The 23,324-nt window shown below is 34.5% G+C and carries 22 protein-coding genes; 18 read left to right on the top strand and 4 right to left on the bottom strand.

Annotation, left to right across the window (positions count from 1 at the left end; all coding sequences use genetic code 11):
• Positions 1–14 precede the first annotated feature (14 nt).
• Genes phoU through JYK00_RS08660 form a run of 3 tightly spaced genes read left to right on the top strand, consistent with a single transcriptional unit; the run spans position 15 to position 2,319 of the window.
• Entirely contained in the window at positions 15–683 is a 669-nt protein-coding gene (gene phoU / locus JYK00_RS08670; RefSeq protein WP_207567679.1) for a phosphate signaling complex protein PhoU, read from the top strand.
• Positions 684–688: 5 nt separating this feature from the next.
• Entirely contained in the window at positions 689–1,357 is a 669-nt protein-coding gene (locus tag JYK00_RS08665; protein ID WP_207566507.1) for a response regulator transcription factor, read from the top strand.
• Positions 1,354–2,319, top strand: a complete 966-nt coding sequence (locus JYK00_RS08660) for a sensor histidine kinase (RefSeq protein WP_228288153.1) — start codon at positions 1,354–1,356, stop codon at positions 2,317–2,319. Before JYK00_RS08665 ends, JYK00_RS08660 begins: the two co-directional genes overlap by 4 nt.
• Here the strand turns inward: JYK00_RS08660 and JYK00_RS08655 are convergent.
• Together JYK00_RS08655 and JYK00_RS08650 are read right to left on the bottom strand one after the other, a co-directional pair.
• Entirely contained in the window at positions 2,306–3,424 is a 1,119-nt protein-coding gene (locus tag JYK00_RS08655) for an ROK family protein (protein WP_207566506.1), read from the bottom strand. The two genes, JYK00_RS08660 and JYK00_RS08655, sit on opposite strands and share 14 nt — an antisense overlap.
• Entirely contained in the window at positions 3,411–4,634 is a 1,224-nt protein-coding gene (locus JYK00_RS08650) for a glycosyltransferase (RefSeq protein ID WP_207566505.1), read from the bottom strand. The genes JYK00_RS08655 and JYK00_RS08650 overlap by 14 nt, the downstream gene beginning before the upstream one ends.
• Positions 4,635–5,047: 413 nt before the next feature.
• Between JYK00_RS08650 and JYK00_RS08645 the strand changes: the two genes are divergently transcribed.
• The 14 genes from JYK00_RS08645 to argF all read left to right on the top strand — a co-directional run bounded on the left by JYK00_RS08645 (position 5,048) and on the right by argF (position 20,116).
• On the top strand, positions 5,048–6,259 hold the full coding sequence (locus JYK00_RS08645; protein WP_407701734.1) for an ABC transporter substrate-binding protein: 1,212 nt from the start codon (positions 5,048–5,050) through the stop codon (positions 6,257–6,259).
• A gap of 128 nt (positions 6,260–6,387) precedes the next feature.
• The gene (locus JYK00_RS08640; protein WP_407701733.1) at positions 6,388–7,236 is read left to right on the top strand and encodes a carbohydrate ABC transporter permease; all 849 of its coding nucleotides are present in this window, start codon (positions 6,388–6,390) and stop codon (positions 7,234–7,236) included.
• A gap of 13 nt (positions 7,237–7,249) precedes the next feature.
• The gene (locus JYK00_RS08635; RefSeq protein WP_207566502.1) at positions 7,250–8,095 is read left to right on the top strand and encodes a carbohydrate ABC transporter permease; all 846 of its coding nucleotides are present in this window, start codon (positions 7,250–7,252) and stop codon (positions 8,093–8,095) included.
• Between the two features lie 25 nt (positions 8,096–8,120).
• Positions 8,121–9,509: an amidase family protein gene (locus JYK00_RS08630; RefSeq protein WP_207566501.1), complete on the top strand. Its 1,389-nt coding sequence runs from the start codon at positions 8,121–8,123 to the stop codon at positions 9,507–9,509.
• An 85-nt stretch (positions 9,510–9,594) separates the two neighbouring features.
• Positions 9,595–10,446, top strand: coding sequence for a patatin-like phospholipase family protein (locus JYK00_RS08625; protein WP_207566500.1), 852 nt, complete (start codon positions 9,595–9,597; stop codon positions 10,444–10,446).
• Entirely contained in the window at positions 10,443–11,219 is a 777-nt protein-coding gene (locus tag JYK00_RS08620; RefSeq protein ID WP_207566499.1) for a hypothetical protein, read from the top strand. Before JYK00_RS08625 ends, JYK00_RS08620 begins: the two co-directional genes overlap by 4 nt.
• Positions 11,220–11,523: 304 nt before the next feature.
• The gene (locus tag JYK00_RS08615; protein WP_207566498.1) at positions 11,524–12,462 is read left to right on the top strand and encodes an inorganic phosphate transporter; all 939 of its coding nucleotides are present in this window, start codon (positions 11,524–11,526) and stop codon (positions 12,460–12,462) included.
• A 12-nt stretch (positions 12,463–12,474) separates the two neighbouring features.
• Positions 12,475–13,125, top strand: coding sequence for a TIGR00153 family protein (locus JYK00_RS08610; RefSeq protein ID WP_207566497.1), 651 nt, complete (start codon positions 12,475–12,477; stop codon positions 13,123–13,125).
• Positions 13,126–13,474: 349 nt separating this feature from the next.
• Positions 13,475–14,788: an ABC transporter substrate-binding protein gene (locus JYK00_RS08605; protein WP_207566496.1), complete on the top strand. Its 1,314-nt coding sequence runs from the start codon at positions 13,475–13,477 to the stop codon at positions 14,786–14,788.
• Between the two features lie 66 nt (positions 14,789–14,854).
• Positions 14,855–15,721 carry a carbohydrate ABC transporter permease gene (locus JYK00_RS08600; protein WP_207566495.1) on the top strand — a complete coding sequence of 289 codons (867 nt, stop codon included), beginning with the start codon at positions 14,855–14,857 and terminating at the stop codon, positions 15,719–15,721.
• 10 nt (positions 15,722–15,731) lie between these two features.
• Positions 15,732–16,565: a carbohydrate ABC transporter permease gene (locus JYK00_RS08595; RefSeq protein ID WP_207566494.1), complete on the top strand. Its 834-nt coding sequence runs from the start codon at positions 15,732–15,734 to the stop codon at positions 16,563–16,565.
• Between the two features lie 68 nt (positions 16,566–16,633).
• Positions 16,634–17,332: a glycerophosphodiester phosphodiesterase family protein gene (locus JYK00_RS08590; protein WP_207566493.1), complete on the top strand. Its 699-nt coding sequence runs from the start codon at positions 16,634–16,636 to the stop codon at positions 17,330–17,332.
• Positions 17,333–17,765: 433 nt separating this feature from the next.
• On the top strand, positions 17,766–19,100 hold the full coding sequence (locus tag JYK00_RS08585; protein ID WP_207566492.1) for a cyclic 2,3-diphosphoglycerate synthase: 1,335 nt from the start codon (positions 17,766–17,768) through the stop codon (positions 19,098–19,100).
• A 77-nt stretch (positions 19,101–19,177) separates the two neighbouring features.
• Positions 19,178–20,116, top strand: coding sequence for an ornithine carbamoyltransferase (argF, locus tag JYK00_RS08580; RefSeq protein ID WP_207566491.1), 939 nt, complete (start codon positions 19,178–19,180; stop codon positions 20,114–20,116).
• Positions 20,117–20,161: 45 nt separating this feature from the next.
• Here argF and JYK00_RS08575 read toward each other — a convergent pair whose 3' ends face one another.
• Complete coding sequence (locus JYK00_RS08575) at positions 20,162–21,844, bottom strand: methyl-accepting chemotaxis protein (protein WP_207566490.1); 1,683 nt, start codon at positions 21,842–21,844, stop codon at positions 20,162–20,164.
• A 268-nt stretch (positions 21,845–22,112) separates the two neighbouring features.
• Between JYK00_RS08575 and JYK00_RS08570 the strand changes: the two genes are divergently transcribed.
• Positions 22,113–22,652, top strand: coding sequence for a hypothetical protein (locus JYK00_RS08570; protein WP_207566489.1), 540 nt, complete (start codon positions 22,113–22,115; stop codon positions 22,650–22,652).
• 51 nt (positions 22,653–22,703) lie between these two features.
• On the opposite strand, the gene JYK00_RS08565 is transcribed toward JYK00_RS08570, so the two are convergent.
• Entirely contained in the window at positions 22,704–23,324 is a 621-nt protein-coding gene (locus JYK00_RS08565) for an HAD family hydrolase (RefSeq protein ID WP_207566488.1), read from the bottom strand.

Below are 23,324 nucleotides of genomic sequence, written 5' to 3'. Positions count from 1 at the left end.
AAAAGGAGGAAAATATAATGGATGTAATGCATTATGAAAGAGAATTTACAATACTAAAAGCAGACATTTCAAAAATGCTTTCGCTGGTTTCAGATTCTTTTGAAATGTCAATCCAGTCTCTGGAGTTTTCAGATACTACTCTTGCAAAAAGAGTATTCGAATTAGATGATGATATAGATGCGCTGAATAGAGAAATAGAAGAAAAAGTTTATGAAATTATAGCAAGGTATAACCCTTTAACCAGAGATCTTAGATACGTAATAACAATGATAAAATTTGCAAACAACCTTGAACGTATAGCAGACCTTGGGTGCAATATGGCTGAAAAGGCTCTTAAAATCAGAGAAAAAAACATTCCCTTTAAATTAACAAAAGAATTAAAAGATATGTTTGGAACAGCATTGAAAATGCTTCACGATACGTTTCTTGCTTTTTCAAAAAGAGATGCAGAGCTTGCAAAGAAAATATGGAAGCAGGATGAAGAGCTGGATAATCTTGAACTGGATATAAGAGAATTTGTTATTTCAAATATTTGCGAAGAAGATTTTTCTAAAGAAGTTGGAACATTGTACGTTTTAATAGCACGAGATTTAGAGAGAATAGGAGATCACCTTACAAATTTATGTGAAGAAATAATTTATATAGAAACAGGAGAAAATACAAAAGATGTTTTTGAGGTGTAATGCATATGTTCAGGATATTAATCGTTGAAGATGATGCTGGCATCAGAGAAATTTTAAAAAAGTATTTGGTAGCTGAGGGTTTCGAAATAGAAGAAGCGGGGACTCTTTATGAAATGAGAGAAAAAATTTCTCAAAAAAGCTTTGATGTAGTTTTACTTGACATAATGCTTCCTGATGGTTATGCAACAAGTGAAATACCGGAGTTTAGAGTAGAATTTCCGGAGACAGGTATAATTATAATATCGGCAAGAGATACTGATATGGATAGAATATTTGGTATAGAGCTTGGGGCGGATGATTATATAGTAAAACCGTTTAACCCAAGGGAAGTTGTAGCGCGTGTTAAAGCGTTTATAAGAAGAACCAGAGGTGAAAGTGAAGTGATAAGGTTTCGAGAGTTAGAAATTTATTGCGATGAGTATTTAGTGAAACTCAATGGTAAAAAAGTGGATTTAACTGGAAAAGAATTCGAAATTCTCCGATTGCTTGCTAAAAATTCAAACAGGGTTTTTTCTCGCGATGAAATACTGGACAAAATATGGAAAGATGAGTTTATTTCAGACAGAGTCGTGGATGTTCACATAAGTAGTTTAAGAAATAAAATAGGGAAAGACTGGATAATTACAGTTCGTGGGATAGGCTACAAGTTTTCTACAAAGGGGACTATAAAGTGATAAGTAAAAATTGTCTGGATTATTTTGATGAGTTAATCCTGATGCTGGATGGAGTGAAAGTTACATATGCAAACAAACGAGCCAGAGAATATGGAATAGAAATTAACATGGAGATTTTTACAATTTTTACGTTTAATTATATTGGGGAATATACCGAAAAGATACTCGATGAGCAAAGTTTTGAATTAGAGACGAGGGTGTATTTTTTCAAACTTTCCGCCTATAGAGATGTGGTTATAAAATACTTTCACAAAGATAAATTGATGATAATAAAGGATATTACAGAGGTAAATCAATTAAAACAGGCCAAAAGCGATTTTACAACTGCTATTTCTCATGAACTTTTTAACCCGCTTTCTGTAATAGAAGGAAATGTCTATAATTTATTGGAACAAAATCTTCCGGAAAACATTAAAGAATCTTTGCTTAACATAAAAAGGGCATCTAAAAGAATGGAAAGAATCATAAGACAGCTTAAAATGCTTTCTATGGTGCAGCTTGGTTTGTATCAACCAAAAAGTGTTGATTTAAGCTCTCATAAGGTTTTGAAAGAAGTCATTGCAGAATTGTCAGACAAAATCTCTCAAAAGAAAATGGAAATAATCCCTGTCATAAAAACAGAAGTAATAAAAGGAGATACTTTTGTAATATATACAATTTTGAAGAACCTGTTATCAAATGCTATAAAATATTCATACCCAAATTCGCAAATTTACGTAACTTTAGATTCAGATAAAATAGAAGTACAGGATAATGGCATAGGAATAAAAAAAGAAGAATTGAATAGGATATTTGAAAGGTTTTACAGAAGCGCTGATGCTGTCAAAATGGCTACAGGTTCCGGGTTAGGCCTATCGATTGTGAAGCATCTTTGCAATTTATGTGATTATACGTTAAAGGTTGAAAGTGATTATTTAGTCGGTTCCAGATTTTCTGTATTTTTAAACCCTAAAGATCAGTAAAAAGTATGTGTTCTCTTAAAGCGTCAAGTGCACTGCCATATTCTATATTATTTTCCAGTCCCCTGTGTACTATTCCAAGTGTTAAACCAGAAACTGCATAAATTTTCTTTTGAAGACTCTGCGTAAACCATGGAGAAGTACCCTCTCCACATATTACAACTTTGTCTGGCTCTAAAAGTCTCACAATGTTTCCTAAAAACACAGATAGGTGATTAAGTGTCTCTTCATATAATATTTCAGCTTTTCTTCTATAATATTTGTACATGTGTCTTATTTCTTCAAGATCTTTTTCGAAATCTTCCTGGTGGAGTATAAAATGCACAATATCCAGATTCCTGTATTTGTATTTTTTCAGAACCGCATAATCTGATGCAACAGTTTCAAAACAACCAGTGCGCCCGCAATAACACTTTTCATTACCCCCAGCGTAAAAATGCCCCAGATCTATGACTTTCCTTTCACTTTTTTGGTAAATTCCATGAGACTCATAAAAACAGGCTCCTATCCCTGTACCGTAATTTATAACTAAAATTTTCTGCCCACCGTGCAATACAAATTCTTCTGTGGCGATTGCTTCTACATCGTTCAAAATTGTTACTGTTGAGTCTGGAAAAACACTCTTTACAATTTCTTTTGGATTAAAATTTTCTAATTTCAATATATGTGAGTTTACCGTGTCAAAACTCACTTTCCCTGAAAATGCCAGGCCTACTGCGTTTACTGGGACTTTTGAAATTTTTTCAAGATTTTGTTTTAATAATTCACCAATTCTTTTATTTCCCATATCACTGCTGGTTAATCTTATGCTTATTTTTTCTTTTACGTCAAAAATTCCGTTGAATAAAGTGGAATTTATGAATTCTCGTCCTATTCTAATCCCTATAATGTTCCATTTTTCAGGGTTAAGACTTATGATTTGCTTTGGACGTCCCATTGAAATAGTTTCACTTGATTTTATTTCAATTAATTTCAAAGAAGAGAGTTTGTTTAGAAGGTAGGTAAGAGTTGAAGGAGAGACCTTCAACTCTTTTCCTAATTCATTTCTGTACAATGATTTTCTAAAAGCCAGATTTAGTAATATCTTTTTTAGGTTAGATAGTTTCATTTGCCACCTCACTGATTACTTTTAAATATCTTTTTAAATGAGAAGTTGTGAGAAATTTCTTTCTTACTGTCTCTTTAGCATTTATTCCAAAAGTTTTGCGTTTTTCACTATCCTTTATAATGTCAATAGCCGCTTCAGCAAGTTGCTTAATATCATAACGTAAATAACCATTAATACCATCATCTACCTGAAGCTTAATACCACCCACTGGACGAGCAACCACAGGATTTCCTTTCCACATCATTTCAGAGATTACCAATCCAAATCCTTCTTTTGTGGCTGTATGAAGACCCAGAGTAGAAATAGTCTGGATAGCGTTAACTTCTTTGTGACTGACACCTTTTAAATCGGTAAGAAAAAGAATGTCTTTATCAGTTCCTGCATATCGCAATACATCTTCAAAAAAAGTCCAGCCTTCTGGATCATCTTTGGCCATAGCAGATACAATTAAAAGTTGTACATCCAGTACTTTTTTAATTTCTCTATAAACATCAATTGCTCCAAATAAGTCTTTCCATGGATCAAACCGAGCGACAACAGTAATAATTGGCTTTTCCACATCTATACTGTACCTATTAATTATATCAGATAATTCTATTTTTGATAAAGTTCTATTTTTTTCACTTAATGGATCAATACTTGGAGGAAATTCTATACCAATGTTATCAAAAGGAGAATTTATGTAATCGTTTAGGTGAAATAATGCTTTTTTGTAATATCCTTTCATCTTTTGAGTTAATCTTTCCCATACATCTTTATCTGGACTTGAAGTATCAATGTGACACCTCCATATGTAATTACCTTCTTTGAAGACTGGTATTAAAGCTGGTTGCGGATCATGTATAATTACTACGTCTGCGTCGAGATCAAGTTTTTTTGCGTTTTCCATATTTATCTGTTCATAAAGTTTGAATTCCTCATCTGTGATGTCGATTGCTGCTCCCTGGAGAGCGTTATGGAACTTTTTGGTCACATTGTAAAATTCGTTTGGGGCTTCAAGAACTTCCCATTTTGCATTTAATCCGAGGTCTTCCATAAGTGGAACAAGTGTATAGAGTAGCTCAGCCACACCTCCCCCATAAGCTGTAGCATTAACATGTACGACTTTTAGTCCTTTGAGATCTTTTGTAAGTTCTATTAATTCTTCCACATCTTCTGGCGCTATTTTTGAATATTCAGTTATTCTTTTCTTTGGAACTTCTACCGTCATTTGAAACACCTCCGGCACTTTTTTTGAATTTCGAATAAATGATATCACATCATATTGATGAATGTTAGCATAGAAACCGGTTGTTTTCAAGAGATATTATACGAAAAAATGAATCAATCAGTAATAAAACGATAATTTGTATATTATTGTCGAAAAATACCTGATTTTATAAATTGTTGAAAAATTTTCATTGATAAATGAAAATATTTCCAATATGCATTATTCATGATTATCAACGGATATTTGTAAATAATCGTAATTAACATTATGATACTTTATCACATCAAATTTAGAAAATAAGACGTATTTATGCTAAAGTTTTTTTGAACATTGAAATTAATTTGAAGTTTTTAACCATAAACTGAAGGAGGTGTTGGTGTATGAAAAAGTTACTGGTTATTGCAAGTTTATTAATGGTATCTCTTATGGTATTTTCAATCACCACTATTACCATGACATCTGGCGGTGTGGGGAAAGAACTTGAAGTACTTTATGCTCAATTGAAGGAATTTATGAAAGAAAATCCAGATATAGTTGTTACAGTTATCCCTATGCCAGATTCTTCGACAGAAAGACATGACCTTTATGTCACGTATCTTGCAGCAGGAGAAACTGATCCAGATGTTCTTATGCTTGATGTAATTTGGCCACCTGAATTTGCTCCATTTCTTGAAGATTTAACAAAAGATTATGACTATTTTGAACTTGACAAATTTCTCCCGGGAACAGTAAAATCTGTAACAGTTAATGGAAGAATAGTTGCTATTCCATGGTTTACAGATGCGGGTCTTTTATACTATAGAAAAGATCTTCTTGAAAAATATGGCTATAAAAATCCACCTAAAACATGGGATGAACTTGTTGAAATGGCATCAAAAATATCAAAGGCTGAAGGGATTCACGGATTTGTATGGCAGGGTGCAAGGTATGAAGGACTTGTGTGTGATTTTATGGAATATGTTTGGTCTTTTGGAACAGATGTTCTTGATGACAAAGGAAAGGTTATAATCAACAATCCAAAAGCCGTTGAGGCTTTACAACTTATGGTTGATCTTATTTACAAATATAAAATTTCCCCAGAAGGTGTAACTACGTATATGGAAGAAGATGCAAGAAGAATTTTCCAGAATGGAGAAGCAGTATTCATGAGAAATTGGCCATACGCATGGTCCTTAGTTAATAGTGATGAATCTCCAATAAAAGGAAAAGTTGGCGTTGTGCCTCTTCCAAAGGGTCCTGGTGAAGAGGGAAGACATGCAGCCACACTCGGTGGATGGAATCTTGGAATTAATATATTCTCTTCAAAGAAAGAAAAAGAAGCAGCTAAAAAGCTTATAAAATTCCTTACAAGCTATAATCAACAGTTGTACAAAGCAGAAAATGCCGGACAAAATCCTACTTTAAAAGCCGTTTACAACGATCCAAAACTCAAAGAAGCTGCTCCATTTATGGTAGAATTGTTCGATGTATTTATCAATGCTCTCCCAAGACCAAGAACTGCAAACTATGCCGAGGTGTCTGATGCTATTCAAAGGTATGTTCACGCAGCGCTTACAAAACAAATGACACCTGAAAAGGCGATAGCCGGACTTGAAAAAGAATTAAAACTCCTTCTTGGACAGTAAATGAAGTATTTATTTTATATTTCGGGAGGCAAATGCCTCCCGTTTATAATGCATAATGAGTGGTTTTTTTACAATAATGCAGTGAGGTGAGAGGTGTGCAGAAAAGAGATCCTTATACGGCATTCTGGATGATTTTTCCTGCAATTTTGGTTATTTCAGTAATAGCATTTTTTCCTTTATTTAAAACATTTTATGATAGTTTTTTCAAGTTTGGATTGAATCCTATTTTTGAAAGACAATTTGTGGGAATTAATAATTATGTACGTCTTTTTAAAGACCCTCGCTTTTTAGATGCATTAAAAAATACGATAGTGTTTACTTTGGTTTCAGTAGCTTTAGAAACTGTGTTGGGATTGATGATAGCGCTTGTAGTTCACCAACCTATAAAATTTAGAGGAGCTATTAGGGCGGCTATGCTTATTCCCTGGGCAATTCCAACAGCTATTTCATCCCAAATGTGGCGCTGGATGTTTAACGATCAGTTTGGAATAATGTCCAGATTTCTGGAAGCCTTGCATATAATTCAACCTGGAACACCTATTCTCGGAAGACCAGGTATGGCTATGGCTGCTATCATAGCGGTTGATGTCTGGAAAACAACCCCATTTATGGCACTTCTTATTCTTGCAGGTTTGCAGTTAATTCCTGAACAATTATATGAGGCCGCAAGAATTGATGGAGCAAATGCAATGCAGAGATTTTTTAGAATAACTCTACCTATGTTAAGACCTACAATAGCAGTTGCTTTGATTTTTAGAACTCTCGACGCTTTAAGAGTATTTGATGTTGTTTATGTGATGACTCGTGGAAGTGTGGGAACGGAAACATTGTCAGTTTACAATAGACACGTTTTAATGGACAGAGCATTTACAAGTGCGTCTTTTGGTTATGGGTCCGCCATTTCTGTTGCAATATTTGTAATAATCTCAGTATTTGCTATTATTTATATAAAATCACTCAAACTTGAACTGGATTAAGGAGAGTGAAAGCATGAGTATATCTACGAGAAAAATATTAAAAAATGTTATTTTATATACACTTGTAGCTTTTATTCTTATATGGTGCATTTTTCCGTTTTATTGGGCTGTAATATCCTCTTTAAAGCCAGACAAAGACCTTTTTGAAGTGAATCCCAGACTTATACCTGCAAGAGTTACATTTGAAAATTATATAAAGGTATTTACAGAAAGGCCCTTTCATCAGAATATATGGAACAGTATAGTTGTGGCAGGAAGTACTACATTACTTTCTCTTGCAATAGGTTCGTTAGCAGCATATGCTATAGCGAGGTTAAAGTTTAAAGGGAAAGTTCTGGTAATGACATTGATATTAGCTGTTAGTATGTTTCCACAGGTTTCAATTCTTGGGGCCCTGTTCGTTTTATTGAGGAATATGAAACTTATCAATACTTATCCAGGACTTATTGTTCCGTATATTACATTAACCTTGCCGCTTACCACGTGGATACTGCAAAACTTTTTCAGGGAACTCCCGAAAGAAGTGGAGGAGTCTGCGGCAATAGATGGTTGTTCGAGGTTGAGAACATTATGGTCTATTGTACTTCCCATGGCTGCGCCAGGGTTGGTGGCAACAGGGCTTCTTACTTTTATCGCTGCCTGGAACGAGTTTTTGTTTGCACTTACTTTTATGCAAAGACCTGAGATGTACACAGTTCCAGTTGCTATAGCTTTGTTCAAAGGACGTTCTCAATATGAAATCCCATGGGGTCAGATAATGGCCGCGGCGGTTATAGTAACAACCCCACTGGTAATATTGGTTCTTGCATTTCAGAAAAAGATTATTGCGGGGCTCAGTGCAGGTTCAGTTAAAGGGTAATTGTTGAATTTAGGATGGTGAGAAAATGGATCTTAGAAACTTAACTATTTCCAGGGCTAATGAACTTTTTAACGAAAAAAAGCTTACTTCGGAGAAATTAGTAGAGTTTTATCTTGAACGAATATCAGAATATTCTCATTTAAACGCGGTTCTTGAATTAAATCCCGACGCACTGTTTATCGCAAAGGCCCTTGATAAAGAGCGTGTAAGTGGTTTTGTGAGAAGCAAATTACACGGTATACCAGTAATAATAAAAGGGAATATAGATACAGCGGATAAAATGCAAACTACAGCAGGAGCAAAAGCTCTTCAAGGAAATTACGCGACAAAAGATGCTTTTTTGGTGGAGAAACTAAGAAAAGCGGGGGCAATAATTCTTGGGAAAGCGAATCTAACTGAATTTGCAAATTTTGTATCTTTTAAAATGCCAAATGGGTATAGCAAGCTTGGAGGACAGACAAAAAACCCTTATGGAGATTTTGACACTGGCGGTTCGAGCTCTGGTTCTGCGGTGGCTGTTGCTGCTGATTTATGTCTGGCGGCTATTGGTACGGAAACTTCTGGTTCAATACTTTCTCCATCAAGTTCAAATTCATGTGTTGGATTAAAGCCAACGGTGGGGTTAGTTAGTAGGGGAGGTATAATTCCAATATCTTATAGTCAGGACACTGCAGGACCAATTACACGAACAGTTCAGGATGCATTTGAAGTTTTGAGGGTCATTTCAGGTTATGATGAAGATGATCCAGCAACGTATATCATAAAAAGTAGAAAATTTTCAGCCGAAATTAAAAAAATAGATGATTATTCTGGTATGATTTTTGGATATAGTGAACAATTGTTTGAGTGGTTGAGTAAAGGAGAAATTTTGTTATTTAAAGAAACAATAAAAAAGATAGAGAGTTTAAATGGAAAAGTGGTAAAAGTAGAGTTTGAAGACCTCGAAAAAATTAATAATATAAATGTTTTATTTTATGAGTTCAAACACGGAATAAATAATTATTTGAAAGATAAAAGTCTAAAAGTAAAAACATTAACTGATATTATTAGATATAATTTCAGAAATGCAGATGCAATGCCATATGGACAGAGTATTTTATTGCGTTCTGATGCAACAGATATTAATGAAAAAGAATATATTGAGTCGTTATTAAGGGATATAAAATACGCAAAGGGAAGCATAGATAAGTTATTTGAAAGATATAATTTAACAGCACTTTTATTTCCTGCAAATTATGGAGCACATATAACGGCAAAGGCTAAGTATCCCTCTATAACTATTCCAGCTGGTTATACAGATACAGGGCCGTTTGGCGTAACGTTTTCAGCGCGAGCTTTTGAAGAAGAAAAATTGTGTGCTTTAGCCTGCGTTTTTGAGAGAGAGTTTCCTGAAAGACAACTTCCGCCTATCTAATTGGGAATGATTTTGAATCGAGAATTAAAAAGCTGTTGGCAAGTTTTTTAAAATTAAATCTTTGTATAATATATGGAGGAAGACAATGTCAGAAAAACGCTCGCTTAAATTTCTCGTGCTTAGCGGAGGCGGAATAAGAGGAGCTGCACATGTTGGTGTAATTCGTGCCCTTGAAGAAAGGGGATTTGTTCCGGATGCAATATTAGGTGTTAGTATTGGGGCTATAGTGGGGGCAGGATATGCTGCTTTGAAAGATGCGCATCTTCTCTGGGATTACTCGATGAAATTCTGTAAAATGTACAGGCACTTTTTTAGATTTTTCCCATTTAATTTTATTTCTTCATCTTCCACAAAATCGAAACCCGGTAAATTTTTTGCAAAGATGAGTTGTTTTTACATAACAAGAAAACAATATATGATGTTTACTAAAATTTATTTTAAGATACTGAAAAAGTACTTTGGAAAATTACATTTTGAAGATTTGAAAATAAAGTTTTATTGTATATCAACTGATTTAAATACTGGAAAAATTGTTTTACATTCATCTGGTGGACTTTTTAAAGCTCTTTTAGCATCAATGGCGATTCCAGGTGTTTTCCCCCCTGTTAAATCTGGAAATACTGTTGCTGTTGATGGGGGAACGTTAAACAACTTACCAGCTGATATTGCCAAAAATCTTGGTGCAAATTATGTTGTAGCAGTTGATTTATCGAAAATAGAAACTTCCCTGGTTATTCCGGAAACTTCAAATACAATATTAAATATTTTAAACAGCATATGTGAAAATAAAATGCTATCCTTTTTAAGGAGAGAGGCAGATTTTATCATTTATCCTCCTATTGAGGAGATAAATGATGTTAGTAACTGTTTTGAAGTTATGGAAAACGCTTACAAATACACGCTTAATCTCGCACTTCCTGGGGAGTTGTTCAAATGAGGATACATGCCGGAGGATTTTGTTTTCAGGGATTAACAGTAATTCCAATTTTAGAAAGATTTTTGTTAAAACAAAAAGAAAAAATGGAAATAATCTCCAATGGATTGGCTGGTTTTTATGCGATTCTTTTTGAACACTTTGGAAAATTTGAGGCACGTCGAAGACTTCAAAAATTTATAGAAAAATTTGAATTTACGTTTCAGATTATACACAGGAAAAAGAAAGGCTATGATAAAAATAATAGTGCTGGAAAAAAGGTTCAAATAGCCCATTGTATTAAATGGAGTACTTCCCCTGCCATTTATTCATGGAATCAGGTTGAAGAATTTTTAGTAGGTTTAAAGGGAGAAACATGTGTTAAGGCCGAAATGGTAAATCTTTTTGAAAGAACTGTTGAACTTTTTGAAGGTTCATCTAAAGAAATAGCAAAGGCATGTTTGGCATTTCCAGGTGTGTTTCCTCCCCTTTACGAAAAGTATGTAAATACAACCTATCTTACTCAAATTCCAGTATCGTTTCTTGAAGATGGTGATATTGTATTGGTTAATTTTAGAGATTTGTCGAATGTTGAATTTGAAAGTATTGGAGAGATTATTTTACAATCCATGGAATGCAGGATGATAGAACTTGCAAAACGATTACTAACGGAAAAGGACGTTAAATTAGTAAAAGTTGAAACGCAGATTTCATTGAAAGATATAGCGAATTTAAAAAATAATAGCTGGGAATTTTTAGAATCAGTTATAAATTTACCCTCATTTAACGACATTTAAAACTTTTTTGTTTTTAACATTCTTGTAGATTGGCTAATGTTTATTTTTTCCACATTTTGTTTATTTTATTTTCAGAAGTATTTTGATGCCCTTCTCTAATCTTTCCAGTTTTTCCTCACATTTTTCATAAAATAAATTACAATAATCAGCTTTATTTTAATTGAATAAAGAATATTTGAGAGTATTTAAATTTGTTTATGATTTTGGGTAAGGGAAGCCGAAATTAATTCTTTTAAAATAATTAATTTTATGATATCATAATAAGATACTTCTTTAATTACTGGATGCTTACTGGGGGGATTCGATGTTTTTCTACATTTTACCTGCAATTTTCTTTGGTTGGTCACTTGGAGCAAATGATGCTGCGAATATTTTTGGAACAGCTGTTTCAAATAGAATTATTAAGTACAGGTTGGCGACAATAATTTCAGCAATTTTTATAGTTATAGGAGCGGTATTGGGTGGAGCAAAAGGTATAGAAACAATAAGTAGTATTTCGAGTGCCAACATTATGCTTGCATCAATATCTGTCTTATCTGCTGCTCTCACAATGACAATAATGACTTATCTTGGAGTGCCAGTTTCATCATCGCAAGCTATCGTTGGTTCCATTATTGCTACTGGTCTCATAGCTGGTGGGGTAAACTGGGGAATCATGATAAAACTTGTGCTTGCATGGGTTGGAACACCTCTTGGTGGGATGATATTTGGTTTTTTAACGTATAAAATATTTTCCGTTCCTTTTAATAAAATAAAATCAATTTATCTCAGAGAAAAAATAATACTGGTGGGAACGATAATTATAGGTGCGTATGGTTCATATTCTCTGGGTGCAAATAATGTAGCAAACATTACAGGAGTATTTGCAAATGAAATAGGAGTTCAATTAGCTGCGCTTGTTGGAGGATTGAGCATAGCTTTTGGTGTCTTGACTTACAGTTATAAAGTTATGATGACAGTTGGAACACAGATAATAGAACTTGATTATTTTTCGGCTATGATAGCAGTTTTGGGAGAATCTATAACAGTCTGGATATACGCATTAATTGGTATTCCTGTTTCTACTTCTCAGGCGATTGTGGGAGCTGTTATTGGAGCAGGATATGCAAGAGGTTCGAGGTTAATAAACAAAAAAATAGTTTTTAAAATAATTAGTGCCTGGGTTAATACCCCTGTTTTTTCAGGATTGATAACTTTTCTGATATACTTGTTATTGAAAGTGGTGTTCAAAATAGAGTTTTAGGGGGTGGAGAATGTGAGTTTGTTCTTTGGAAAAAAAGAACAGGCAGTTATTGAGTTGTTTCATGAACATTTAGATGCTGTTGAAAACACCATAAGGAAGCTTTTGGAATTGATACAGAGTATGAAAAATGCTTCGAGCGATAAAATAAAAGAGCTTGCTGAAAGGGTTCGTGAAGCAGAGACAGCTGCAGATAAGGTAAGAAGAAAAGCAGAAATGGAAATGTACTCCGGGGCATTCCTGCCGAATTTCAGAGGTGATTTGTTGGGAACAATTGAGTCACTTGATAGGATAGCGAATAAAGCGGAAGCTGTAGCAGACGAAATCGATTTACAAAACTTGAAGATTCCTGCGGAACTTTTTGAGGATTTTGAAAATCTTGTTAAGAAATCGTTTGAAACATACATGGCGTTGAAAGATGCTGCCAAAGAAATGTTTGAAGATTTCGAGAGTGCCAATGAAAAAATTATAGATACAGAAAAATTTGAGCATGAGACGGATCAAATAGAGCGAAAAACCATACGGAAAATTTTTTCCATGGAAAATCTCCCGCTTGCTGAAAAAATTCAACTGAAAAAGCTGGTTCATAGAATAGCAGACATTTCTGACACTTCCGAAGACGTTTCCGATAGAATCCAGATAATTTTATATAAACGTAAAGTGTAAAAGAGAAAAATATATTCAGGTGAAAGCGCATAAATATGTTTAAAAAATCCAATATAAAATTGCACTTTTGTGTAATCTCTTTGTTATAACCTCTTTCCGGGAACGGGTTTTTTTGCCTGTAATTTTCCTTCCTGATAGTGCGACATATCTTTTACAGTTTTTAATAGTTCTTAAAATTTGAATAAAAAACTTCAGTAATAATAATATTGAGGTTTTTGATTTAAACTGCTTATTTTTGATTATTATAAAATATTTATAAATATCGTTGGTTTCCTCTTATTTTCAAGATAGAAAAAACTCCGGGACTTTTTGTATAATTGGAATACATCATTTATGGGGAGGGGTATTTATGAAAAAGGTATTTATTGTATTGCTTGTTTTAATTAGTATATTAAGTTTTTCAAAAGTTACTATCGAGTTCTGGCATGCTATGAGTGGATGGAGAATAGGTCTTTTGGAAGACATGGCAAAGGAATTTATGGCAACACATCCAGATATTCAGGTAAACGTTCAATATACAGGTTCTTACAGAGATACGTTTAACAAAGCTATTGCCGCTGTAAAAGCAGGTAATCCGCCTCATGTGGTTCAGATTTATGATATTGGTACAAGAGCCATGATTGATGGTAACATAGCTGTTCCTATAGGAGATTTAATTGAGAAGGATCCAACAATCGATTTAGGAGCATTTTTACCACAGGTGCTGAACTATTACACAGTTGGAGGTAAATTGTACTCGATGCCTTTCAATTCTTCTAATGCGATTTTATTCTATAATAAAACGTTCTTCAAAGAAGCGGGACTTGATCCAAATAAACCTCCAAGAACATTTGACGAATTAATTGAATATAGTAAAAAGTTGGTGAAAAAGGATGACAAGGGAAATATTATCAGATATGGTCTCACCTGGCCGACACACTCGTGGTTTTTTGAACAACTTATGGCTGTTCAAAACGCTCCTCTTGTGAACAACGACAATGGTAGAGGTGACAAAAGACCAACAGAGGCAGTGTTTAACAGTCAGGCAGGAAAAAACATATTTGAATTGCTTGCCAGAATGACAAAGGAAGGATTATTGATCAACACGAAGAGAGAAGATTGGAGTGGCGCAAGACAAATATTCCTTTCTGGAAAAGCGGCTATGTTATTCTACTCAACTTCCGATGTTAAATTTATAACTGAAACCGCGAAAGAGAATGGCTGGGAAATTGGAACAGCGTTTTTACCAAAACCTGATCTATCCGTTCAGGGTGGAGTGGTGATTGGTGGAGGCTCATTATGGATATTGAAAAATCATCCGCAAAAAGAAATTGACGCTGCATGGGAATTTGTAAAATGGATGACAGAACCAGCCCAGCAGATCAGATGGCATCTTGAAACAGGATATTTCCCCGTAAGAAAAGATGCTGTTGAACAATTACTTATGGAGGGTTTTTACGCTGATCATCCAAACTACTTAACGGCAATATTCCAGTTGCTTCTTTCAAAACAAACACCTAATACGAATGGTGCGATTATAGGTGTGTTCCCTGAAACCAGGGAAATAATAGAAACCGCGTACGAGAAAGTAATAAATGGTGAATTGACAGTTGAACAAGCTCTTAATTGGGCAGCGAAAGAGGTTACCAGAGCTCTGAAGAAATACAACAGGTTGTATGAATAGTAAAAAATTAATATTCGTTATAGCGCCCCTTCCGGGGCGCATTTAAACAATTAGGAGGTGTGTTGTTTGAGAAGATTAACACCTTATATTCTTTTGATACCAACTTTTGTAATTATTATATTTTTTATTTACTTTCCAGCTTTCAGCTCGTTCAAGCTGAGTTTTTTTCAAGAATCGTTTTTCGGAGACAGGTCTATTTTTGTTGGACTGGATAATTATATTGATTTGTTCACAGATAGTGAGTATTACAAAGTACTAAGAACAACTTTTATATATTCATTTTCAAGTGTTGGAATAACAATATTTTTAGCTTTTTTGATTTCTCAATTGTTGGTTCAAAATATTCCGGGAACAAGGATATTTAGAACTTTGATGTTTTCCTCCTATGCAGTTTCTCCTGCTATTTCTGCCACGTTGTGGGCGATGCTTTTTACTCCAACAGCTGGACTTGTGAGTTACTTATTTCAAGTAATATTTAATATAAATGTGGATTGGTTAACCACTGTTCCATACGCAATGATCGCACTTATAGCGGCAACTGTCTGGAAAATGTTGCCTTTCGATTTGATTTTTTATATAGCAGCTCTTCAAAACATTCCAGAGTCTATTTTAGAGTCTTCTATGCTGGATGGTGCAAGTGGGTGGACCAGAATGTGGAAGATAAAGTTCCCACTTGTTACGCCTATAACCTTTTATTTATTCATCATGAATTTTACAACAACTATGTTTTCATCATTTGGTATTATTGATATAATGACTCGAGGAGGACCTTTGGGTAGTACGACAACAATGATTTATCGATTATATCTTGATGGCTTTGCTTTTCAGGATAACGGTCTCGCAGCATCAGAGTCTGTAGTTATGTTTGGGGTTATGTCTGTTATTACGTATTTGTATTTTAGATTTGTAGAAAAAGGCGTTCATTATCAGTGAGGTGATAATTGTGAGGAGAAAAAATAAAGTTTACTTTATAATTTCCGAGATTCTTCTGATTGTTATTACATTTGTCATGTTTGCTCCAATACTCCTGGCATTTTTAATGAGCTTTATGAAACCAGCTGAGGTCTTTAGTTTTCCTCCAAAAGTAATTCCAAGCAGTTTTTATTGGGAGAACTATAGAGAGGCATTAAAGCTGGTTCCACTTGGCAGGATGCTTTTAAATTCTGCTATAGTAGCAATTTTTATTACACTGGGAAAATTAATAACAGGTGTTCTTGCAGGTTATGCATTTGCAAATTTTAATTTTAAAGGGAAAAAGGTAGCTTTTTCTACTTTGTTTATTACTTTATTTTTACCTGCAGAGACAGTAATGATAGTTCCTCTATTTTTACTTATGAAAAGTCTTGGATGGGTAAATACTTATTTGGCTCTTATAATACCATTTACTGCAAGTGCCACAAATACTTTCTTGATGAGGCAACATTTTAGAACAATTCCTCAAGAATTAAGTGACGCTGCCCGGATTGACGGAGCAACTTCTATGCAATATCTTATAAAAGTGTTATTACCTTTGTCCAAGGCGATGATTGGAGGAGCTGCGATGATCAATTTTGTTTACGCATGGAACATGTACCTATGGCCGCTGGTAATTACAATGGAAGATAAAATGAAAACTGCTCAGATAGGTGTAAAAATGTTAATAGACGCGGAAGCGGCTAATAATTGGGGAACGATAATGGCAGGTACCATGATTGTGCTTGCACCGACTTTATTGGTGTTTTTCCTGATACAGAATTTATTTGTTAAGAGTTTAGTAAGCAGCGGGTTAAAGGGTTAGCATGAATTGAGGCTTAATTCAAAGAGCGTAAGCAATGAAAAAATTAGGACAAAGGTCTGGTGAGATGAATGTATATTTTAGGTCATAGAGGCTATCCAAAAAAATATACAGAAAATACTTTAAAATCGTTCAAAGAAGCAGTTAGATTAGGTGCTGATGGTGTAGAGCTTGATGTATGGAAAACTGAAGATGATGTACTTGTAATATCACATGATGAAAATTTAAAAAGAGTTTTTGGTGTGGAGATACACATAAAAAAATCTTTATTCAATGAGATAAAAAGTAAAGCATCTGTGCCTGCACTTTTTGAAGTGTTAGAAGTTTTGCCGAAGGGAAAAATAATAAATATAGAGTTAAAAGATGTTGAAGCAGGTGATAGTGCAGTAAAACTTGTTAGGGATTATAATTTGTCTGAATTTGTAATTTTCAGTTCCTTTGAGCATGAATTAATTAAAGGACTTTCTAAAGTGTATAAAGGTGAAAAATTTGGATACTTGTTTGATGAGAGACATTTTAATATCACTATGGATACCCTTGAAGATTTATTTTCCCCGGAAGAAATTTACAGTGCACATATTCCCGTTGAGTTATTGCACTACAATAAAGATCTGTTTTTTAAATTAGCCGATTTTTTCAAGCGATTACATAAAAAGATAGTTTTGTGGACGGTTAATGATAAAGATATTATCAACAACATCCCGGTTGATTATATTATTACAGATGAAGTCGAAATAATGGTGAATACTTTCAAACATGGTTTAAAATAGCAAAATTTTATGTTTATTGTTTCAAATTATCTGTCATTTTTCAGCTTTAACCCTGTCAACACTTGCTAATCATGAGACTCCTCGCCTCCCCGCTCCTCGGAATGACATGCTGGGGAAATGTTAACGCTTGCTGTTTTCTGTCATCCCGAGCGTATGCGAGGGATCTTATCTTTTAGTAGCCCTTGCTAAATTAAGATTCCTCACCCTTTGGGTTCGAAATGACATGAGTGGGAGCCAACACTCGCTAACCTCGCCAGATTTAATGTCCACACGCATACTTATGCATACTTATGCATAAAAAAGTATAAAAAAGTATAAAGTGTATAAAAAAGTTTAATTTCTAAAAAGGTTGGTTGATAACTTCAAAATTTTTAGATATACTTTTATTGTCTGAATAATGCTATTATAATTTTAAGATTTAGGAGGTGCAACGATGGCAAAGAAAAAAGTTATTATAATGGGAGCAGCTGGACGAGATTTTCATAATTTCAATACGTATTTTAGAGACAATCCTGATTATGAGGTAGTTGCATTTACCGCCACACAAATTCCAGATATTGAAGGACGAGTTTATCCAGCGGAACTTGCTGGAGAACTTTATCCAAACGGAATTCCTATTGAACCTGAGGAAAAGCTCGTAGAACTTATCAAAAAATATGAAGTTGATGAAGTAATACTTGCTTATAGTGACCTTCCTCATCAGTATGTGATGGAAAAAGCTGAAACGGTTCTATCTGCTGGGGCTGATTTTAAATTAATGGGTCCAGGAAACACAATGGTTGAGTCCACCAAACCTGTAATTTCCATATGTGCCATAAGAACTGGTTGTGGAAAGAGTCAGACAACAAGAAGAGTTCTCGACATTTTGAGAGCTTTTGGAAAGAAGGTTATTTCAATAAGACATCCTATGCCATATGGAAATCTTGTTGAGCAAAAAGTTCAAAGATTTGCAGACTATGCTGATCTCGACAAGTACAAATGTACAATCGAAGAAAGAGAAGAATATGAACCTCATATAGACAGAAAAAGTGTAATTTATGCAGGTGTTGACTACGAAGCAATATTAAGAGCTGCAGAAGCAGAGAATCCGGATATTATACTCTGGGATGGTGGAAATAATGACTTCCCATTCTACAAAACGGATTTACTTATAACAGTTGTAGATCCACACAGGGCAGGTCATGAAATAGCGTATTATCCAGGAATGGCAAATCTTTTAATGGCCGATGTAATAGTTATAAACAAAGAAGAAACAGCTAATATTGAAGGAATAGAGATTGTAAGAAAGAACATAGAAAAATGGAACCCGAATGCTATAGTGGTTGATGCATCTTCACCTATTTTTGTAGAAGATCCAGAAGCAATTAAAGGCAAAAGAGTATTGGTTGTTGAAGATGGACCAACGCTAACACATGGTGAAATGAGATATGGTGCGGGATATGTTGCAGCGAAAAAGTTTGGAGCAGCTGAAATTATTGATCCAAGACCATACGCTGTAGGTTCAATAATTGATACATATAAGAAATATAACCATCTTGATAGAATACTTCCTGCAATGGGTTATGGTGAAAAACAGATGAAAGAACTCGAGGAGACCATAAATAGAGCAGAAGCTGATCTTGTTATCATTGGCACGCCTATTGATTTAAGAAGGGTAACCAACCTTAATAAACCGGCTGTCAGAGTAACTTATGAACTTCAGGAAATTGGTAAACCAAATCTTGAAGATATTTTGAAAGAATTTTTGCAAAAGAAAGGACTTTTATGAAAGTTTAAATAATCGATGAGCGGGGATATTCCCCGCTTCGTTTTTGGACTTATATATTAAAGAAGGAGGGAACTTTTATGGGAATGAATTTAAAGGGGCGTTCTTTACTTACACTTCTTGATTTTACTCCAGATGAAATAGGATATCTTTTGGAGATATCAAAAACCTGTAAGGCAGACAGTCGTTCCGGGATAATCCACCAGCGATTTGTTGGTAAAACTCTTGCTATGATATTTGAAAAACGCTCTACAAGGACAAGGGTGGCTTTTGAGACAGCTTTTGGTGAGGAAGGGGGGCATCCTTTATTCCTCTCTGTCCAGGACATTCAACTTGGTGCGAAAGAATCAATTGAAGACACAGCAAGGGTTCTTGGAAGAATGGTAGATGCTATAATGTTCAGAGGGTTTAAACAGGAAACAGTAGAAATTCTTGCAAAGTATTCAGGAGTTCCTGTTTATAACGCTTTAACGGACCTTTATCACCCCACTCAGGTTCTGGCTGATCTTATGACAATAGAGGAAAATTTTGGCAAACTCCGTGGAATAAAGATGGTTTTTATGGGTGATGGTAGAAACAATATGGCGAACTCGTTAATGATAGGTTCGGCAAAAATGGGCCTTCATTATGTGATTTGTTCTCCAAAAGAGTTAAGGCCAGAAGGAAAACTCGTGGAAAAGTGTCTTGAAGTTGCAAAAGACACGGGTGCAGTAATTGAGTTTACTGACAATGTGGATGAAGCGGTAAAAGGTGCAGATGTAATTTATACAGATGTATGGGCATCAATGGGGGAAGAGAGTAAAGCAGAAGAAAGAAGAAGATTACTTTCTCCTTATCAGGTAAACGAAAATGTGATGAAAAAAACAGGGAAAAGAGAGACAATATTCATGCACTGCCTCCCCGCTGTGAAAGGTGAAGAAGTAACATTTGAAGTTATTGAGGGCAACCAGAGTAGAGTGTGGGATGAAGCAGAGAACAGAAAACATACTATAAAAGCCGTTATGCTTGCAACAATTTAATTGTTTCGAAGGCGACAAAACGGCTCCTTTTAAGGAGCCGTTTTGTTATGTTTTAAATTTGTGGGCTATTTCAGCCAGTGACGTTGATAATTTTAATAGTTCTTTTGCCGCTGTGTCTACCGTATTTGAGAAGTTGTATTGTTTCTTTGTTAATGAGACTATTTCGTTTATATCTTCTGCAACACTGGTTATTGCTTTTGCAGCTGAGTTAATAGCTGTTGATATTTCCTCAGCAGCCGCACTTTGTTCCTGTGTAGTAGCCGATAAATCGTCTACCATTTTTACAATGTTTTCTATTTCAGAAATTATATTTAAGAATTCTTTCTCTGCTTCTGAAGATTTGTTTCTTGTTTCCAGAGTATTTTCCACAGTTTGTTGTGAAAAGTCAGAGGTCATTTTTGTGTATTCTTGAACTTCTTCAAGTATGTCTATAATGTTTTGCGTGGCTGTTTTACTATCTTCAGCTAATTTTCTAATCTCGTCTGCTACTACTGCAAAGCCTTTTCCAGCTTCCCCGGCTCTTGCAGCTTCTATAGCTGCGTTTAAAGCCAGCAAATTAGTTTGCTCAGAAATAGTATTTATGGTCTGGATAACTTCACCAATATTTTTTGTCCTTTTTATTAATTCTTCTACTATATTCTGAGTTTTAGATGCCATTTCTGCGTTTTTCTCCACCATTGAATCTACTTTGAGGAGAATTTCCTTACCTTTGGATGCAGCATCCAACACCATATTAGAATTTTTCAACAATTCTTGAACTACGTTTGATATTAACTGTATGCTTGAGGCAACTTCTTCAGTCGAAGAATTAATTTCTTCTACTGATGCAGAAATGTTTTGAATATTTTCATTTATTTCTGATACTTTATCATTTGTTGTCTCCCCTACTGAAGACAGTTCCAGAGAAGATTTTGAAAGCTTTTTTGAATGATCTTCTAATAATTCTGAAGTTGTTTGTATGCTTTGAATATTCTCCCTTAATTTTTTGGTCATTTCTTTGATGTGGAGAGTTATTCTTCCAAATTCATCGTTACGTTTTACGTGTAAATCTTCTGTTAAATTGCCAGATGCGACACTTTCTATAAAATCTTCTATTTCCTTTGTTTCTTTTCTAATATTTTTTCCCAGGAAGAATATTACACTTATTACTATTATGGAAGCTGCCAGGGTTGTGTACATAATAGGGATAAGTACTTGATTGGCAGCAGCTTTCAAATCACTTGAGTAAATACCCGTGGCAATTATCCAGTTGTAGGGTTTGAATAGTTTTCCATAAGATATTTTTTTATATAACTTTGTATCATTTAATTTTGTCCAGTAATATTCTATTGTACCTTCACCATTTTTTACCACAACATTGATAAGATCTTTAATTATATATTTTCCCTGTTTATCCTGAAGGTTTAATTGATTGCCTTTAATCGAAGGATGATAAATAATATTTCCATTGGTGTCATTTATCCATACATAATTTTTCCCATTTTCATATCTAAATTTTTCTAAAAATGAGATAATCTCCTGTTTAACCTGTGCTTTTGAGATTTCACCCTTTGATTCAGCTTCATAAAGTTTTTCCAGAACAGTATAAACAGAGTCGACAAATCCTCTCATCAGGTACTTTTCAAATACACGTTCCAGACCAAAATAACTTGAGAAAAAGACCACAGTTACGATCACAGTTATCACTATTAAAAGAATTACTATGAATTTACTTACTATACTTTTCATATATCCCCCTCCTTTCTTTGGTGGTTTTAAGCGCAATGTGTATATATTATATCACAATACAATTACAATATAATTACATGACTTTTAGCTTGGTTGAAAGTGCAAATTTAAGTTGCAAAAAATGGCAAAATTATTGAAATTAACAAGATTTGTTCCGGGAAAATGGGGAAGAAGTTGTTCTAAGCAAACTCTAAGGAATCTTTAAAGACCTTCAAAGGTTTTAAAAGTACAATTAAAATGCAAACTTAATTATAAGGAGGTAGAAAGTATGAGGAAGAGGATTTTAACTATTATATTTCTGGGAGCGATTATAACAGGAATCTTATTTGCAGGAGGATGGGTAAGCAGAAGGCCAGTTGAACAGTTACCTCAGAATGTTCAGATTAGTGAAGAGGAAGAAGTTGTTGCCGGTACTATAAAAAATGTTGTAATTGAACCTGGAACTATGCCCGGTGCGATAATAACGGTTACAACAGATTCAGGAGATGTGGAAATAGTTGCTGGGCCTATCTGGAGATTTTTTGAATTAAAACCGGGTATGGAAGTGGAACTTAACGTTAGAGGAGTTTCATTTAATGATGAAACATTTAAAGTTGCTTTTGGCGCTACAGTAAACGGTGTTACAATAAAAATGCCGTACAGAAATCTTTTTAGATACGGCTTTTCTGAAAACAGATCATGGGGTCCTGGAATGTGGTATGAGAGAAGCGGTTTTGATTACGATGATATGCCATGCCATTCAGGTGGATGGATGATGGGATACGGATATAATTACCCGGGTTCAATGATGAGAGGCAATAGATGGTGAATAATAACAAATGATATTTACAAAAATCCCCCTTTGACAGGGGGATTTGTTTTAAAAGTATTTTTTCCATTCTTCAACGTTTGAGACATGAATAAATTTGATTCCAACTTTTTCAGATGCCATATCTGCTTCAGAATCTCCTATCATTATACACTCTGATGGATTTAAGTTTAACTTTTTAAGTATTTCATCGAAAAACTTTGGATTTGGTTTGAAATAGTGGGAGTTTTCCATGTAGGCGATGTATACAAAGTTTTGAGGAGTGAGGCCTACAAAACCAATTCGTTTTTCCACAGCTATTTTTGGGAACAATGGATTGGAAGCGAAAATAATTTGTCGTGTTGTTTGTTTAATTGAATCGATTAGCTCGTGATTTGGTTGTATAAATTTTTTGATTTTTAAAAATTCATTATTATAAAAGTCTTCAAAGAGCTCTATCCAGTATTTTCTCCCACGTGTATCTTTTTTTATGAGACGTTCAACGAAATCTTCATATAGTGTTTTTTGACCATCCTGATTTTGAGCCATTTCTTTTATAGTTCCCATAACAAGTGTTGCAATATGTTCAGGAGAAATACCGGACTTTTTACTTAGTTCGTAGAAGTATAGTTTGGTAAAATCTTCCTCAGGGGTTTTTACTAAAGTTCCATCATAATCCACAAAAATATACAT

This window comes from Thermosipho ferrireducens (assembly GCF_017358165.1).
GTDB lineage: Bacteria > Thermotogota > Thermotogae > Thermotogales > Fervidobacteriaceae > Thermosipho_B > Thermosipho_B ferrireducens.
The sequence above is the reverse complement of the archived record's forward strand: the minus strand, read 5'-3'. Positions and strand labels throughout refer to the sequence as shown.